Below are 13,407 nucleotides of genomic sequence, written 5' to 3'. Positions count from 1 at the left end.
CCAAGCAAGGCGTGTCGCTTGGGCGTTATGCTGGCCTATTTTTCGATGCATTCCGCGACCTTGTTGGGCGCTACGCGTTTGGATGTTGCGTATGTTCGGCGCACAGATTGGGCAGGGCGTACATGTCTACCCAAGTGTTCGGATCACGATGCCTTGGAATTTGTGCATAGGGGATCAGGCCGCAGTTGGTGACCATGCGATTCTGTATGCCTTGGGTGAAATTCAGATCGGAGCACGTACGACCGTGTCACAATATGCGCATCTATGTGCGGGTAGCCACGACATACGTGACTTGGCACGCCCGCTGATGACCCCGCCAATTTGCATTGGTGAAGACGCTTGGATTTGCGCCGATGCGTTTGTCGGGCCGGGTGTGCACATTGGAAAGGGCGCGATTTTAGGAGCGCGCGCGGTTGCTATGAAGGACCTGCCTGAAGGGAAGGTCGGTGTCGGTAATCCGATGGTGGTGCAGGTAAGACATGACTGACCTGACTGTTATAATTCTTTGTAAGGATGAGGCGCTGCACATCGAACGCGCCGTCGCGTCGGTGCGTGGCATCGCGACACGAGTGCTGGTGGTCGATAGTGGATCAAAGGACGATACTGTCGCGCGCGCGCGTGATGCGGGGGCAGAGGTCTTGTTTCACCCATGGACGACCCATGCGCAGCAATTCAACTGGGCGCTCGATCAGATCAAGGGGCAGGGCGGTTGGGTGCTGCGGCTTGACGCGGATGAATTTGTGACGCCAGCACTGGCGAATGAAATCGCTGCCGGTTTGCCCAACGTCGAAGGGTTATACCTGCGACGCAGCATGCGGTTTTTGGGGCAGGACGTCCGCTATGGCGGCGTGTTCCCGATCCGTATTCTTCGCCTGTTTCGGAATGGCTCTGGGCGCGCCGAAGATCGATGGATGGATGAACATATTGTCGTCAACGGGGTGACTGCCGACCTGAAGGGGGCGATCATAGATGACAATCGTAAGCCGCTCGATTGGTGGATTAGCAAACACAATGCTTATGCTGGCCGAGAAGTGATCGACATGCTGAACCGCGAACAATCGGCGGAGGCCACGTTGGCCAGCAGTGGCGCAAAGCGCTGGATCAAAGACAATATCTACGCCCACCTTCCCGGTGGCTTTCGCGCAGGTGCGTATTTTTTTTACCGTTATGTCTTGCGCCTTGGGTTTTTGGATGGGCCGCAGGCCCGGTCATTCCATGTGCTGCAAGGGTTTTGGTACCGCTACCTTGTTGACGCAAAATTGGCGGAGGTCCGGCGGTATATGGATGAAACCGGCGACACACCCAATGAGGCAATAAAGGCCGTGTTGGGGATTGAATTGAAAGAAGAACCCACCCCATGAAGATATCCGTTGTCACCGCTGTGATGAATGGGTGCGATACCCTTCCGCGCGCGATCAAGAGCCTACGAGAGCAGACCTATGGAAATGTCGAACATATCGTCCAAGATGGTGGATCAACTGACGGTACTCTCGAATTTCTGCGCGATCATGGCCACCCGAATATGGCGGTTGTGTCTGCAAAAGATGCGGGGATTTATGATGCGATAAACACTGGAATTTCACGTGCAAAGGGCGATGTGATTGGCTTACTTCATGCGGATGATCAGTTGGCGCGTGCCGATACCCTTGAACAGGTGGCCCGCGCGATGCGTGATCCAGAGATCGACGGCGTTTATGGTGATCTGCAATATATCGGGCAGGGTGACCCCGCGCCGATTGTTCGTCATTGGAACGCTGGATCGTATTCGCGCAGCCGCCTGAAATGGGGATGGATGCCGCCACACCCCACGCTTTATCTGCGGCGTGAGGTGTTTGATCGACAGGGCATGTATGACACTAGCTTTCGAATTTCTGGCGATTACGATGCCATGCTGCGGTATCTGGTTCGGGGCAATATCCGGTTGGCCCACATTCCTCAGGTCATGGTGCGCATGCAGGTGGGTGGCGCAAGTAACTGTTCGGTTTCTCAGATGATGCGCAAAAGCCGAGAGGATTATCGCGCGATCCGCCGCCATCGGGTCGGTGGTGTCGGCACGCTAATCGCAAAAAACCTGTCGAAGTTACCCCAGTTTTTCAATCATCCGTAAAAGAACCGGACAAGGTGGTAAAAGATTGGCGCAGCGAAAATCACGCTGTCCAACTGATCTACAAATCCGCCTTGGCCGGGGATAAGGTGCGACCAGTCTTTTACGCCGCGATCGCGCTTGATCGCAGCAAAGACCAAACTGCCCAGCATCCCCACCAATGACGCGGCACCGGCAAGCGCCACGGCGCCGAACAAACCGAATGGGGTGATCCAGCTTAGCAGTGCGCCAGTCAGCATTGCAGCCAAGACACCACAGGTGACGCCTTCCCATGTCTTGGGGGATAGGCCGGGTGCGATTTTGCGGCGTCCGATACGGCGTCCAAAGAAGTATTCAAGCAGGTCGCCGAACTGCACGACCATCACCAAAAAAGCGATCATCAGGACTGCGCGATCACTGTTCGCGGTGATTTCGAGGTTGATAAGCGCAGGCACGTGGCTGACGCAAAAAACGGCGATCATCAGGCCCCACTGGGTTTCAGCAACACGGATCAGGAATTTTTCGGAGTTTCCGCGTAGGGCCGACACGATCGGCAGCAGCAGGAACGCGTATACAGGGATGAACACTGTATACATGCCGGTCCAACCCATCCCGACAAAGACGTATTGCAGTGGCAGTACGACAAAGAACGCGAGCGCGAGCGAGATGTGATCGGCCTGCGCTTTGGTCGTGAGGGTCAGAAATTCGCGAAGGGCTGCGAAAGAGCAAAAGGCGAACAGCACCATGACGCCTAGTTTCCCGACCAGCAGCGCTGTTCCGACAAAGGCGACCATGCCCCACCAGCTTTGGATGCGGGTCATGTAGGTTTCGAGTACTGGGTTTTGCGTGCCGGGTTCTTGGCGGGCGCGTAGAACCTCACCTAAAAACGTCAGTGCGATCAGGATGCCAAAGCTACCAAAGGCAAGCAGCAGAATATCAACGGTTGTGTTGCTCATGACTGCACCTCAGGGGCGAGCGATGACAACGCATTTGCGGCGCGCTCAAGGAATGCGTCTTTGGTTTCGCCGTCTTCCACGTGAATTGGCGCACCAAAGGTAACGGTGCAGATCAGGGGCAGGGGGATGACCTCGCCTTTGGGCATGATCGTGTTTAGGTTCGCGACCCAAGTCGGCACAAGGTCAACATCTGGCCGGGCGACGCCCATATTATACAATCCTGCTTTGAACGGCAGCAGCGGGTCGTCTGTCATGTTGCGGTTGCCTTCGGGAAAGATGATCAGCGATGATCCTTCGTCCAGTGCCGCGATAATCTTGTCCATCGGTTTGTCTTTTACTTCGGGGCGGCGGTCGACCAGCACGCAGTTGAAAACTTCGGGGCCGACAAAGGCGCGCAGCTTGTTTTTCAACCAGTAATCAGCGGCGGCGACTGGGCGGACCTCGCGGCGCAATGCGGGGGGTAATGAGGCCCAGATCATGGGCATGTCGCCGTTGCTTGTGTGGTTCGCAAAATAGACGCGCTGGCGCGGGATCGGTTCAATCCCTTGCCAATCAGCACGCACTGCAGTGATTGCGCGTGCAAAAATCCGGATGGCGTGGCCCACGATACGGGCAGCGAAGTGACGTAGAAATTTCATGGAACCAACCTTGGCGGATGTCAGCGATTTTGCAAAGGAAAATACCCTGCCCACAGTCGACTGCAGGCAGGGCGTTGGATGTCTTAGATGCTTTCGCCGACGTAATCGGAAAGAAGCTTTTCGTTCTTGGCGTCTTCGATACGCTGTACGCGGTCTTCGGACATTTTTTCGTCAAAGCGGTATTTGACAAAGTTGACCAAAGCGAGCGTCAGCATCATCACCGACATTGCCCAAAAACCTTTGGTGGATAGGGGGACTTCGGTGGATAGCCAAAGTGAAATACCAAGCATCCCATATGCGACGGCAACACCGGCACCATTCACAATCATAATCAGCGAGTTATCAGATTTCATACGAGCCATTTTGTTATTCCTTCAATTCTTGTATCTTAATTTGGGTTATTTTTTAGCGGACTTCAGTCGTGCCAGAACATCGTCAGCCGTTGATCGCGTTGCAGAACCAAAGCCTGCGTCGGACATGCGGTCGGTGATACTGTCTCCATCAAGGTCACGGTTGATGTCGGCCAGAATTTCACTGCGTTCAAATGGATCATCGCCACCCAACACACGTTGGATCAATTCTTCGGCCTCTTCGACGCTACCGTGGTTGGCGCCTGTTTTGACCATCTGCATCTGGATCGTCTGTTCACGGCGCACGGCACGTGCTTGGATAGCACCTTGTTTCAGGTCGATGATGCGGCGGTGGCCGCTTTCTATGGATGAGCGCAGGCGAATTACCTTTTGTTCAAGGCGGTTCAGCGTTTCCGTACGTACGGTCAATTCATTTTCCATCGTCGCGATAGCGCGGGCTGCTTCTGCGGCCATATCTTCGCGGTCACTATCGAGCGCCTCTTTAGCGCGCTTCGTAAGGTCAGAAATACGTGACTTCAGTGCGCTGTGTTGTTTTTCCTCGGCGCGTTGGCGCTGGATCAAGCTGGCAAGCGTTGATTTCGCTGCGCGCAGGCTGCTTTCGGATTCACGAATTTTCTGGTCGATCAGTTCGATCGCAAAGGCGTCACGTACCCGGTCTTCGGCACGCGCGTTCTGTCCGTTGATTAACGTCGCTAGTGTCTTGAACATCGCTTTCTTCCTTTCATTCAGCGTATGAACGCTGTTCATGAATTATTGATAGCGAGTGTGTATTTTTGAATCAAGAAAAATATTGAACAATGTTCATATTTTTAGGGATTGCTTGCGAATTGCCTTAAAACAAGGGCAATCATCTTATCAATATCGTCGGATGGTACACCCGCGCTTGCGCCATCTAGTCCCAAAAGAACGATGCCATGGACGGAGGAAAACAATGCACGCGTCAAAAGAGCTAGTTCTTGCGGATCTCGATTCGGGAAAATGACGGCCAGCGGGTCAGAGATATACGCGAATAGCTGGCCCATTTCCTGAAGGTACCAATCGGGGGCTGCTTCGCCGGGGGCGCGTTCGACATCGAACAGGGCACGCCAGCTATGCAAATTCGCCGCTGCAAAGCAGTGATAGGCCTGTGCCATAACCACAAGCTGTTCGACAGGGTCTTGCGGGGCATCAGCAAGGGCCGCAGCAACGTCGGCACCTAACCGATGAAAGGTCCGCGCATTCACGGCCAACACAATATCGGTCAAATCGCCAAAGACGTTATAGATAGCGCCCAAGGCACAGCCCGCGTCAGAAGCAAGGTCACGTGCCCGTAACGCGCTTAGGCCATCGGACGCGATCCGCTTTTCTGCGATGATGATAAGATTCTCGCGCAATGCCGCGCGGCGCTCTGCTACTTTACCAGCCATGCCTACCCCCTACTGAACGGGGTTCATGATAGCAGCGGTATAGAGCCAAGAAAACCCCGACTGGTGGTTACGATGCCCGGCTTTTCTGCGGGCGCGGTGTTTGGACGAAGACCATAATGCACCCGATGGTAAGTACCGCCGACACCAAGAAGGGCGCTCCGGGCATATAGAACGGGGACCGGTCGCCCGTGAAATAATAGAATGTCTGGGTCACGATCAGCGGTGCAATGATCGTCGCGACCGCGGCAATAGACGCAATGAGGCCTTGTAGCTCGCCTTGTTGGTCATCGGATGCTGTGCGCGCCATGATCCCGTGTAGGGCTGGTCCAGCGATTGACCCCAGTGCGGTCAGCGGGATGAGTGCTAGTGCGACCCATCCATTCGTGATGAACCCCAAGATACCAAACGCCAGCGTATCAATCCCAAGTCCAAGGATGACGGCACGTCGTTCCCCGATCCGATCCAGCAGCGGTTTCATCAAGAAACCCTGAACGATCGCAATGCCGATCCCAAAGATACCCAGCGACAGCCCGATCATGCCCGGACCCCAGCCAAATCGTGCGACTCCGAAATAGGCCCAGACGCCGGGATAGACGAAAAACGCAATCGTATAGACAAAGTGGATCAGCATTAGCCGCTTTAGCCCGGGCAACCGTCCAATGTTCTTGAAAGCGCCCAGTGGATTGGCGCGACGCCATTCGAACTTGCGCCGAATGCGGTCGGTTACGGTCTCGGGCAGAACAAAATAGCCAAAGATAGCATTTGCACCAGCAAGAACGGCAGCGGCCCAAAATGGGGCTCGTGTTCCGAATTCGGCCAGCACCCCGCCTAGCATAGGCCCAAACACAAAGCCAATTCCAAAGGCTGCGCCAATGCGGCCAAAGTTGACGGCCTTTTCGGCAGGCGTCGAAATATCTGCGACATAGGCCGCCGCGGTTGATTGCGTCGCGGCCGTGATCCCACCGATGATGCGCCCAATGACAAGCAGCCAGATTGTGCCAGCAACCGCCATAAGCACGTAATCAAGCGACATGAAGACCAGTGACCACAGCAAAACAGGGCGTCGCCCAAATCGGTCCGAAATGTTGCCTACGGTCGGGCCGAACAGGAACTGCATCGCGGCAAAGATCGTGGTGAGGATACCACCCCAAACAGCGGCCATTCCCAGATCATGGCCTTCGACCTCTTGGATCAGGTCGGGCATGACGGGCAGGATCAGCCCGATACCCATGCTGTCGATCACCACGGTAATCAGAATGAACGTAAGCGGCAGACGGTTTTGCATGCCGGATAGGATTAGGCGGAACAGGTCCGTTTGCAAGCTTTGTTTGCGACTAACCCGCTGCGGCGATCAGTTGCTCGGCCAGTGCTTTGGGGCTGGATAGAAATGGTGAATGCGATGTTGCCATTTCCGTGACTGTGCCTTGCGGCCAATTTGCCGTCATAGTGACCTGAAACGCAGGTGGAATTGTCCGGTCGTCGGTACAGCGAATGTAGTGGCGCGGAAGGTTATGTGCCGATGATAGCGGCGTTTCCTGCGGCAAAATCGGTTGTGGGCCAAGTTTGCTAACCGCCCATTCAGCACGTTCAGGTTTTACGTCATGATAGAATTTTGCGACAGCTTGCGTCGGATCAACGGAAAATGTCACGCGGTCTTCGTCGACGATAATCGCATCAAGCAGTGGCTGGCTGGGTGCCATGCGCCGCATGTCAGCAAGCGACTTACAATCCATCGGAACATAGGCGCAAAGATAGATCAGCTTGCTGATCTTGTCGGGCGCGAGGTTCGCTGCAGCCGTAATCGGGTAACCCGCCATCGAGTGCCCGACCAAAACGACCGGCGTATCAATCGCATCGACAATTGCTTTCGCATATAGGTCAAGCGTCACATCGCCCGCAGGCGTCGTGTCAGCCCCATGTGACGGCAAATCAATTGCTCGTGCCTTGTGACCTGCGGCAATGAGATGAGGGATCACATCTTCCCAACACCATGCCCCGTGACATGATCCATGGATCAACAAAAATTCAGGCATGGCCGGTGTCCTTAATGAACTGATTCAAAAGGTTAGCATAGCCTTCTGGGTCTTCGACGCAAGGAAGGTGCCCAACGCGGCGCATCAGTGCAAATTGGGATCCGGGGATCAGGTCGATCGTTTCACGCACCAAATCGGGAGGCGTGGCACCATCCTCTGATCCTGCGATGCCCAGCGTGGGGATGCGTAGCCCGCTTGTTGGGGTGTAGAAATCAGTGCCGGCGATAGCGGCACAAATGCCAGTGTAACCTTCAACTGGGGTGGCGCTCAGCATGTCGCGCCACGGTTTCACGGCAGGCGATGCGTTGAAGGCCCGCGAAAACCAGCGCTTCATCACCTCATCGGCCATTGCATCCAAGCCGTGTTTGCGGATGGCGTCGATACGATCTTGCCACAGCTTTTTGTTGCCGATCTTGGCTGCTGTGTTGGATAGGACAAGCGCGCGGATCATCTCTGGTCGCTTAACAGCAAGCCCTTGGGCGACCATGCCGCCAACCGATAGCCCGACAAATAATGCGTCGCGGACATTTAGAGCGTCACAGACGGCCTCGGCATCGCTGACCAGCTGACCCATGGTGTAGGCCGCATCGGGCACGTCAGATTGCCCGTGGCCGCGCATGTCATAGCGGATGACCCTGTATTCTGCGGGCAACAGCGGCACAATGGCATCCCAAAGGCGCAGGTCCGTCCCCAACGAATTGGCAAAGACAATGGCCGGACCTGTGGCCGGGCCATCAACGACCACATGAAGTTTAACGTCGTCCCGAACGACTTGCGTCGTTTCAGGCATCAGGATCGCCAAGCACCATATGCGCCATGATCTGACCGTGGTCGGACGCAAGTTTGTTATAAGGCGCCTCTGGATGGGACCCATCTGTCAGGTGGTCATTCAGCGCGCTGAAGTATTCCATTTCGCCGATCTTGCCGGGATATTCCGGATGGAAATGACGAGACATCAGGATTTGGTCGATGCTTTCAAACACACCGCCAAAGGCTGAGGTATAAACCATGTCGCGTAGCGATTTGCGCACGAACAGCTTTTCCGCCGAGAACAGGCGCACCTTGCTGATCTTCTCTTGGATGATCTCGTTATCTTCGTCGGAATAGCGGTCACGCTTTGTCTTGGCATCGTGGCGGCGCATCCATGCGTAGTTCTTGAACGGGGCTTCACCAGTGATGATCTCGGACGATACGGCAGTTTCGCTATCGTTAAAATCACCCAGAACCATGACAGGGTGCCCGGCCTCTAGTTCATCAAGGATTGCTTTACGTAGGACCCAAGCCTCGGCCATACGACGTAGCGCTGAACGCAATGAACCCATAGCGCGGGTTGCGGGATCATAGTTCACCAGATCAGCGGCAGGCGGGAAGGGCGCACCAGCAGGGCGCGGCAATTCGCCCAGCTTGGATTTAAGGTGGCAGTTGAACACCGTAACCACGGAATCGCCAATTGGAATACGGACCTTAAGGATCGGTCGACTAAGCCGTTTGATTTGATAGCTGCCGCCATCCGTGCCGTCGATATCGCTAAATGGAATATCCAGCGGTTCGGGCAGGTCTTGGATCACCTCTGGTAAACCGACAAAGCCAAACCGCGACAGGATCGCGACACCGGGGCGACGTTCACCCGGACCGCCGTCAAAGCTGTTGGGGGCATAAGCGAGCGCGGATTCCGTATAAGGCTCATAGGCCAGCTTGCGGAAAATCGCCTTGCGGGCGTAGCGTTTCGAACGGTCGGGGATGTTCGCGGCATTCGCGGCCAGTCCCAGCTCATCGGTTTCGATCACAACATCGCGTAGTGAATTTTCGCTAAAAATTTCCTGAAAGCCGACAACATCAGCGTTCATCGTCAGCAGTTGGTCCGCCAGCCAAGCGCGTTTCCAAGCGTATTCTTCTGGGGTGTATTCTTCGAAACGGTAGTATTCCTGTTCGGGTTCGATCAGGTTTTTGACGTTGAAGCTGGCGATCGTAAAGCGGGTCATGCAAGCGTATCCAATGCGCGTTTAAAGATGGCGGGGTCTACGTTACCACCTGTGGCAACAGCGACAACCGCGTCACTGGTAAATTCGTCTGGATGATAAAGTGCTGCTGCTAACCCAACCACGCCGCCCGGTTCGATCACGATCTTAAGCCGTTCAAAGGCAACACCCATCGCACGCAGGCATTCGTCTTCGGTGACGACCACGCCGGTCCCGCAATGGGCCTGCATGATCGGAAAGGTGATATTGCCGGGTTGCGGGGTGATGATGGCATCGCAAATTGACCCATCTAACTGGGCATTGCGTTCAATCGTACCACTGGAAAGCGACCTAGTGACATCGTCGAAACCCTCGGGCTCTGCCGGACGGACGCGCAGACCGGGCGCATCAGCGGCCAGCGCAAGCGCGATACCAGAAGTCAAGCCGCCGCCGCCACAACAGACCATCACGTCGGCGTTCAGATCGCCAAGCTCTTGCGCGATCTCAAGACCACAGGTGCCTTGGCCCGCGATCACAAGCGGTTCGTCAAATGGCTTAATCAGTGTCAGCCCGCGTTCATTGGCAAGCTTTGCGCCAAGCGCGTCACGGTCCTCGGTCGCACGATCATACAGCACGACCTCGGCACCCAATGCGCGGGTGTTGGCGATTTTAATCGCTGGGGCGTTTGATGGCATTATGATCACGGCGGGCGTACCATGTTCGCGGGCAGCAAGCGCGATGCCTTGTGCGTGGTTGCCGCTTGAAAACGCGATCACACCCGATTTCAATTCATCGTCCGAAAGCGCAGACACGGCTGACCACCCACCGCGAAACTTAAACGAACCAGTGTGTTGCAGGCACTCGGCCTTCACGAAGACCCGCCTGCCGGCGATCTCGTCCAGAAATGGCGAAGTCAGAATTGGCGTCCGCCGCGCGTGTCCGTCCAGTCGTTTTGTCGCGGCACGGATCATCTCGATATTCATTTCATTTTCTCCAGCCAAGCAAGTAGCGCAGTAAGTGATTGGGGCTCGTCCAAGAATGGAACATGCCCGCGACCGGGAACATCTGTGCGGATCATATCTGGGCGGCGGCGTGCCATTTCGTCTGCTGTTGCGGGGGCAAGCAGGTCTGAATTGGCACCACGTATCAATGCCAACGGCAGGTCTGCGGTGGCGTCGAATAGTGGCCAAAGGTCGGGCAGGGGTTGGGCCCCCGCCGCAAGGATCGCGTCGCGCAGTTTTGGATCATAACGAATGACCAAACCTTCGGGCGTTTCCTGATAGTGGCCTTGTACTTCGGCCAACCAGCGTGACATGGGCACGCCCTCAAACTGGGTCCACATGCGCGCACGGGCATCGGCGGCTTGGGCGTAGGTCTTTTGAACCGGGTTGCGACCGACATATTCCATGATCGCAGATAGGCCCTCATTTTGCAGTTCTGGGCCAATGTCATTCAGCGCAACACCAAGTAACCGGTCCTTTGCCGTCGCGGCTAGGGTCATTCCAATGAAACCACCGCGCGAGGTCCCCAAAATCGCAGCCTTTTCTAGGCCCAGATGATCCATCAGCGTCAGGACGTCGGATGCTTCTTGTTCAATCGTATAGGTCGCGGGATCAGCCCACGCTGATTGCCCACGTCCGCGATAGTCAGGCCGAATAAGCCGGGTCGGCCAGCGCGGCGCGATATGATTAAAATCCGCACCATTACGGGTTAAGCCTGCCAATGCGATCACTGGAAGGCCTGCACCTTCGTCTGTGTAGTGTAAGGTTAATCCGTCTTTCGAGGTGTAGTATGGCATCAGATAAGCTCCGGTATTGCAGTCAGGTCTGAAACAACATGATGCGGTCGCGCGTATAGCCGATCTACAGGTGCGCCGGTGCGGTTAACCCAGACCGTACGAAAGCCATAGCCAGCTGCGCCAGCCGCATCCCAACCATTTGAGGATACAAATAAAACTGAATCTTTGGTGCCGCCAAATCGGTCACCAACCATATCGTAGACCCGATCTGAGGGTTTGAAAATACCGACGTCTTCGACCGACAATGTATCGTCCAAAAGGCGATCTATCCCTGCCGAAGTCACGGCTGCATTCAGCATCTTTGGGCTTCCGTTTGATAAGATGGCCGTGTTCATGCCGCGTGATTTCAGGGTTTCCAGTACGGCAGGCGCTTCGGGGTAGGCTGATAATTCCCAATATAGCTCAAGCAGCCGGGTGCGGGTCGCATCGCTGGCAATGCCGTTGGCCTCTAGCGCCCAGTCCAGCCCGTCTTGGGTGACCTGCCAAAAGTCGCAGTGACGATCTGCAACCGCCCGCAGCCAGCTGTATTCCAGTTGCTTGGCGCGCCAATCACGTGCGATTGCAGGCCAAACATCAGCCAAGGCGGCATGATCCGGTTCGTTGGCTGCCGCTTGGGCGGCTGCGTTCACATCAAATATTGTGCCATAGGCATCAAAAACACAGGTCGTTATAGCCATGTTTTCCCCCGCTTTTAGGGTATCGTGTCACGTGAGTTACGGAACGGAAAGGGGGAAAGCGGTTTGCATTGCAGGTGGCGGGCGCGTAGCGTGGGTAAATCTGAAATACCAAACGGAAGAATATTCAATGAGCCAAGCAAAATCAGGTGACACAGTCCGCATCCACTACACAGGTACACTGAAGTCAGGTGAAACCTTTGATAGTTCGGACGGACGTGATCCGTTGGAATTTGTTGTTGGTTCTGGTCAGATTATTCCCGGTCTTGATGTTGCGATCCCCGGCATGGTTGTTGGCGATAAGAAGACCGTCGAGGTGCCTTGCGCCGATGCCTACGGTGAGACGAATTCAGAAGCGCGCCAGTCCGTGCCACGCGGTGAAATCCCTGATAATATCCCCCTTGAAATCGGCACACAGCTGCAGATGCAAACACCGCAGGGCCAAGTCGTACACGTGACCGTTGCCGAAGTAACTGACGCCGAAGTCACACTGGACGCGAACCACCCGCTTGCTGGTAAAGACCTGATCTTTGCGATCGAAATGGTCGGCATTGACGCGGCTTAATCGCTGTCATTCAATAAAAAAGGCCCGTTCACCAGATGTGGTGAACGGGCCTTTTTTATTCCAGTATGTCGGTGCAAATCTAATCAGTTCGTGACCTGCCCGAGCTTACTTAGTCTTGTCAGCGACCGGCATGACCAAGTTATCTGGCTGCGGCATTCCTAGCACGTGGAAGCCGCCATCAACGCGGATGATCTCTCCGGAAGTAAACGCTCCAGCGTCTGACGCCAAATAGACAGCAGTGCCACCTACGGCCTCAAGCGTTGCGTTTTCACGCATTGGCGCGTTTTGTTCTGTGTGTTTGAATGTCCGGCGTGCGCCTGCAATCGCAGCACCGGCCAGTGTTTTCATCGGGCCGGGGCTGATCGCATTGACGCGGATGCCTTGTGGGCCAAGGTCATTGGCCAAGTAACGCGTTGCGCTTTCGAGCGCTGCTTTAGCGACGCCCATGACATTGTAGAATGGGGTCACACGGTTCGCACCCTGATAGGTCAGGGTCAAAAGCGTTCCGCCATCGGGCATCAGCTCTGCCGCACGTTTTGCAACATCGATGAACGAATAGCACGAAATCGTCAGCGAGTTCTGGAAGTTCGCGCGGCTAGTGTCTGTGAACCTTCCGGCCAGTTCGTTCTTGTCTGAATAGGCGATCGCGTGAACGACAAAATCCAGCTTACCCCATTTTTCTTTGAGCAAGGCGAATGCGGTATCCATGCTAGCGTCATCGGTCACGTCCACATCAACAAGGATGTCAGAACCAACCGAAGCCGCTAGCGGCTCCAGCCGTTTGCCAAATGCTTCGCCTTGGTAGGTGAACGCGAGTTCTGCGCCTGCCTCTGACATCGCTTTGGCGATACCCCAAGCAATTGACCGTTCGTTCGCGACACCCATAATCAGGCCGCGTTTGCCCTGCAAAGAAATTGTCATACGT

General features: G+C 55.3%; 17 protein-coding genes. 4 read left to right on the top strand and 13 right to left on the bottom strand.

What is annotated here, in order from left to right; translation table 11 throughout:
- The first annotated feature begins 91 nt into the window (after window positions 1-91).
- From ACHUEV_RS03430 to ACHUEV_RS03420, 3 genes are read left to right on the top strand one after another with little or no spacing between them, the layout of a single operon-like run.
- Complete coding sequence (locus ACHUEV_RS03430; protein WP_394177651.1) at window positions 92-487, top strand: LbetaH domain-containing protein; 396 nt, start codon at window positions 92-94, stop codon at window positions 485-487.
- On the top strand, window positions 480-1,361 hold the full coding sequence (locus ACHUEV_RS03425; protein ID WP_394177650.1) for a glycosyltransferase family 2 protein: 882 nt from the start codon (window positions 480-482) through the stop codon (window positions 1,359-1,361). The genes ACHUEV_RS03430 and ACHUEV_RS03425 overlap by 8 nt, the downstream gene beginning before the upstream one ends.
- Window positions 1,358-2,107, top strand: a complete 750-nt coding sequence (locus tag ACHUEV_RS03420) for a glycosyltransferase family 2 protein (protein ID WP_394177649.1) — start codon at window positions 1,358-1,360, stop codon at window positions 2,105-2,107. Before ACHUEV_RS03425 ends, ACHUEV_RS03420 begins: the two co-directional genes overlap by 4 nt.
- Here the strand turns inward: ACHUEV_RS03420 and ACHUEV_RS03415 are convergent.
- The 12 genes from ACHUEV_RS03415 to ACHUEV_RS03360 form a co-directional block, all read right to left on the bottom strand.
- On the bottom strand, window positions 2,098-3,039 hold the full coding sequence (locus ACHUEV_RS03415; RefSeq protein WP_394177648.1) for a phosphatidate cytidylyltransferase: 942 nt from the start codon (window positions 3,037-3,039) through the stop codon (window positions 2,098-2,100). The genes ACHUEV_RS03420 and ACHUEV_RS03415 overlap by 10 nt on opposite strands.
- A complete protein-coding gene (locus tag ACHUEV_RS03410; protein WP_394177647.1) occupies window positions 3,036-3,677 on the bottom strand; it encodes a lysophospholipid acyltransferase family protein in 642 nt (213 codons plus the stop codon). The genes ACHUEV_RS03415 and ACHUEV_RS03410 overlap by 4 nt, the downstream gene beginning before the upstream one ends.
- Window positions 3,678-3,760: 83 nt before the next feature.
- Window positions 3,761-4,039, bottom strand: coding sequence for a YiaA/YiaB family inner membrane protein (locus ACHUEV_RS03405; RefSeq protein ID WP_394177646.1), 279 nt, complete (start codon window positions 4,037-4,039; stop codon window positions 3,761-3,763).
- A gap of 36 nt (window positions 4,040-4,075) precedes the next feature.
- Window positions 4,076-4,756: a PspA/IM30 family protein gene (locus ACHUEV_RS03400; protein ID WP_394177645.1), complete on the bottom strand. Its 681-nt coding sequence runs from the start codon at window positions 4,754-4,756 to the stop codon at window positions 4,076-4,078.
- 101 nt (window positions 4,757-4,857) lie between these two features.
- Window positions 4,858-5,454, bottom strand: a complete 597-nt coding sequence (locus ACHUEV_RS03395; protein WP_394177644.1) for a TetR/AcrR family transcriptional regulator — start codon at window positions 5,452-5,454, stop codon at window positions 4,858-4,860.
- Between the two features lie 67 nt (window positions 5,455-5,521).
- Entirely contained in the window at window positions 5,522-6,739 is a 1,218-nt protein-coding gene (locus ACHUEV_RS03390; RefSeq protein WP_394177692.1) for a TCR/Tet family MFS transporter, read from the bottom strand.
- Window positions 6,740-6,788: 49 nt separating this feature from the next.
- Window positions 6,789-7,487, bottom strand: a complete 699-nt coding sequence (locus ACHUEV_RS03385) for an alpha/beta fold hydrolase (protein ID WP_394177643.1) — start codon at window positions 7,485-7,487, stop codon at window positions 6,789-6,791.
- On the bottom strand, window positions 7,480-8,277 hold the full coding sequence (gene pcaD, locus ACHUEV_RS03380) for a 3-oxoadipate enol-lactonase (protein ID WP_394177642.1): 798 nt from the start codon (window positions 8,275-8,277) through the stop codon (window positions 7,480-7,482). The genes ACHUEV_RS03385 and pcaD overlap by 8 nt, the downstream gene beginning before the upstream one ends.
- The gene (locus tag ACHUEV_RS03375) at window positions 8,270-9,469 is read right to left on the bottom strand and encodes an endonuclease/exonuclease/phosphatase family protein (protein WP_394177641.1); all 1,200 of its coding nucleotides are present in this window, start codon (window positions 9,467-9,469) and stop codon (window positions 8,270-8,272) included. Before ACHUEV_RS03375 ends, pcaD begins: the two co-directional genes overlap by 8 nt.
- Complete coding sequence (locus ACHUEV_RS03370; protein ID WP_394177640.1) at window positions 9,466-10,428, bottom strand: threonine ammonia-lyase; 963 nt, start codon at window positions 10,426-10,428, stop codon at window positions 9,466-9,468. The genes ACHUEV_RS03375 and ACHUEV_RS03370 overlap by 4 nt, the downstream gene beginning before the upstream one ends.
- Window positions 10,425-11,243, bottom strand: coding sequence for an alpha/beta fold hydrolase (locus ACHUEV_RS03365; RefSeq protein WP_394177639.1), 819 nt, complete (start codon window positions 11,241-11,243; stop codon window positions 10,425-10,427). The genes ACHUEV_RS03370 and ACHUEV_RS03365 overlap by 4 nt, the downstream gene beginning before the upstream one ends.
- Window positions 11,243-11,920 carry a haloacid dehalogenase type II gene (locus ACHUEV_RS03360; protein WP_394177638.1) on the bottom strand — a complete coding sequence of 226 codons (678 nt, stop codon included), beginning with the start codon at window positions 11,918-11,920 and terminating at the stop codon, window positions 11,243-11,245. The genes ACHUEV_RS03365 and ACHUEV_RS03360 overlap by 1 nt, the downstream gene beginning before the upstream one ends.
- 127 nt (window positions 11,921-12,047) lie before the next feature.
- Here ACHUEV_RS03360 and ACHUEV_RS03355 point away from each other — a divergent pair, with 127 nt between their 5' ends.
- Window positions 12,048-12,482: an FKBP-type peptidyl-prolyl cis-trans isomerase gene (locus ACHUEV_RS03355; RefSeq protein ID WP_394177637.1), complete on the top strand. Its 435-nt coding sequence runs from the start codon at window positions 12,048-12,050 to the stop codon at window positions 12,480-12,482.
- A gap of 105 nt (window positions 12,483-12,587) precedes the next feature.
- On the opposite strand, the gene ACHUEV_RS03350 is transcribed toward ACHUEV_RS03355, so the two are convergent.
- Complete coding sequence (locus ACHUEV_RS03350) at window positions 12,588-13,403, bottom strand: enoyl-ACP reductase FabI (RefSeq protein WP_394177636.1); 816 nt, start codon at window positions 13,401-13,403, stop codon at window positions 12,588-12,590.
- Between the last annotated feature and the right edge of the window lie 4 nt (window positions 13,404-13,407).

The organism is Yoonia maritima (assembly GCF_043641945.1).
Taxonomy (GTDB): domain Bacteria; phylum Pseudomonadota; class Alphaproteobacteria; order Rhodobacterales; family Rhodobacteraceae; genus Yoonia; species Yoonia maritima_B.
The sequence above is the reverse complement of the archived record's forward strand: the minus strand, read 5'-3'. Positions and strand labels throughout refer to the sequence as shown.

What these genes read in the sequence shown, in the direction of transcription:
- pcaD (WP_394177642.1), bottom strand. Translation starts at nt 8,277, where the DNA reads ATGCCTGAAACGACGCAAGTCGTTCGGGACGACGTTAAACTTCATGTG.
- ACHUEV_RS03350 (WP_394177636.1), bottom strand. Translation starts at nt 13,403, where the DNA reads ATGACAATTTCTTTGCAGGGCAAACGCGGCCTGATTATGGGTGTCGCG.
- ACHUEV_RS03415 (WP_394177648.1), bottom strand. Translation starts at nt 3,039, where the DNA reads ATGAGCAACACAACCGTTGATATTCTGCTGCTTGCCTTTGGTAGCTTT.
- ACHUEV_RS03430 (WP_394177651.1), top strand. Translation starts at nt 92, where the DNA reads ATGTTCGGCGCACAGATTGGGCAGGGCGTACATGTCTACCCAAGTGTT.
- ACHUEV_RS03355 (WP_394177637.1), top strand. Translation starts at nt 12,048, where the DNA reads ATGAGCCAAGCAAAATCAGGTGACACAGTCCGCATCCACTACACAGGT.
- ACHUEV_RS03420 (WP_394177649.1), top strand. Translation starts at nt 1,358, where the DNA reads ATGAAGATATCCGTTGTCACCGCTGTGATGAATGGGTGCGATACCCTT.
- ACHUEV_RS03395 (WP_394177644.1), bottom strand. Translation starts at nt 5,454, where the DNA reads ATGGCTGGTAAAGTAGCAGAGCGCCGCGCGGCATTGCGCGAGAATCTT.
- ACHUEV_RS03375 (WP_394177641.1), bottom strand. Translation starts at nt 9,469, where the DNA reads ATGACCCGCTTTACGATCGCCAGCTTCAACGTCAAAAACCTGATCGAA.
- ACHUEV_RS03410 (WP_394177647.1), bottom strand. Translation starts at nt 3,677, where the DNA reads ATGAAATTTCTACGTCACTTCGCTGCCCGTATCGTGGGCCACGCCATC.
- ACHUEV_RS03405 (WP_394177646.1), bottom strand. Translation starts at nt 4,039, where the DNA reads ATGGCTCGTATGAAATCTGATAACTCGCTGATTATGATTGTGAATGGT.
- ACHUEV_RS03360 (WP_394177638.1), bottom strand. Translation starts at nt 11,920, where the DNA reads ATGGCTATAACGACCTGTGTTTTTGATGCCTATGGCACAATATTTGAT.
- ACHUEV_RS03400 (WP_394177645.1), bottom strand. Translation starts at nt 4,756, where the DNA reads ATGTTCAAGACACTAGCGACGTTAATCAACGGACAGAACGCGCGTGCC.
- ACHUEV_RS03365 (WP_394177639.1), bottom strand. Translation starts at nt 11,243, where the DNA reads ATGCCATACTACACCTCGAAAGACGGATTAACCTTACACTACACAGAC.
- ACHUEV_RS03370 (WP_394177640.1), bottom strand. Translation starts at nt 10,428, where the DNA reads ATGAATATCGAGATGATCCGTGCCGCGACAAAACGACTGGACGGACAC.
- ACHUEV_RS03425 (WP_394177650.1), top strand. Translation starts at nt 480, where the DNA reads ATGACTGACCTGACTGTTATAATTCTTTGTAAGGATGAGGCGCTGCAC.
- ACHUEV_RS03385 (WP_394177643.1), bottom strand. Translation starts at nt 7,487, where the DNA reads ATGCCTGAATTTTTGTTGATCCATGGATCATGTCACGGGGCATGGTGT.
- ACHUEV_RS03390 (WP_394177692.1), bottom strand. Translation starts at nt 6,739, where the DNA reads ATGCAAAACCGTCTGCCGCTTACGTTCATTCTGATTACCGTGGTGATC.